Consider the following 1,106-nt stretch of genomic DNA (forward strand, 5'->3'; position numbering starts at 1 on the left):
CCTTCCACTCCCTGAATACATTTACTTGTATATTCATTGTTACGTCTTTAGTGGAAATTGGCAAGACCTACTCAGTCGAGTGCTAGTTCGCCCAGTCGTAAAAGTTCTAAGATTGCTTGTGATCTACCTGATACGCCTAACTTTTGGATGGTATTCGAGATGTGATTCCTCACCGTTTTTTCACTAATCTTTAGTTGAATAGAAATATCTTTCGTTGAATAATCACGCACTAACAATTGAAAAATCTCTCGTTCTCGTCCTGTTAATAATGAACGATGATGTGCTCTTTCTGACAAAATACGCCCCTCCTATCCACTCTTCCTTGTAACGTATGTAAGAAGAGTAGTGGCGGTGACGGCTATTTGGGTAGGAATAACGATTTTTCTTCTTCTTTCCAGGGGGAACCTTTTCCAGTGGCTTTATAAATTTGCACAACAGAACCTCTACCTGTGAAAACTGTGTCTCCTTTTTCGTTAGTCGCATGGTAATGAATGTCGACCGACGAATTGCCAATAGATGCAGCCTTTACATGAATTTGAAGCTTTTCATCAAAGAAAACTTGCTTCACATAATCACATTGGAGATCTGCAACAACTGGGATAGTAAGCCCTTTCGGATCAAGCCAATCGTTCATTAAACCGATGTGTTTAAAATACTCAATTCTCGCAAACTCAAAATAAGAAAAATTATATGTATTGTTCAAATGACCATACATATCCGTGTCACTAAAACGAACTTGAACAGGAACTGAAAAATGGAATCCGCTTGCCCATTGTTGTGGATCTTGAATATAATCTGCACGCATAATTGTGAGCCCCTTTGATTAAAATAATAAAATGAATGATGATTCATTGTTATTGTAACAAAGTTTCTTTAGAAGTGAAAAGGATTTAGTGGAACGGAGTTAGAGTGCATGAAGTTGTAGTAGAAACATAATATTTGGATTTATTTCAAAAGAACACTAGAGGTTTTAAGTCAAATCCAGATCTTCTGTTGCGCTTTTATGTGGTATTGTCGCAACTTTTTAGATTATCGTCGCAACTTCTCTTATTATCGTCGCAACTATCCAATTTTCTCCTAATTCCACATTTTTCTCGAAACAAAAA

General features: G+C 36.8%; 2 protein-coding genes. Both read right to left on the reverse strand.

What is annotated here, in order from left to right:
* Positions 1-71: 71 nt before the first annotated feature.
* The gene (locus AC1DOS_RS20255) at positions 72-296 is read right to left on the reverse strand and encodes a helix-turn-helix domain-containing protein (RefSeq protein ID WP_024534303.1); all 225 of its coding nucleotides are present in this window, start codon (positions 294-296) and stop codon (positions 72-74) included.
* 62 nt (positions 297-358) lie between these two features.
* Positions 359-805 (reverse strand): acyl-CoA thioesterase, encoded by a 447-nt coding sequence (locus AC1DOS_RS20260; RefSeq protein ID WP_477538931.1) that lies wholly within the window; start codon positions 803-805, stop codon positions 359-361.
* Between the last annotated feature and the right edge of the window lie 301 nt (positions 806-1,106).

The sequence above is a fragment of the Paenisporosarcina sp. P5_A11 genome, from assembly GCF_056400705.1.

Excerpts from the sequence above, each read along its gene's own strand:
- AC1DOS_RS20260 (WP_477538931.1), bottom strand. The coding sequence starts at position 805 with ATGCGTGCAGATTATATTCAAGATCCACAACAATGGGCAAGCGGATTC.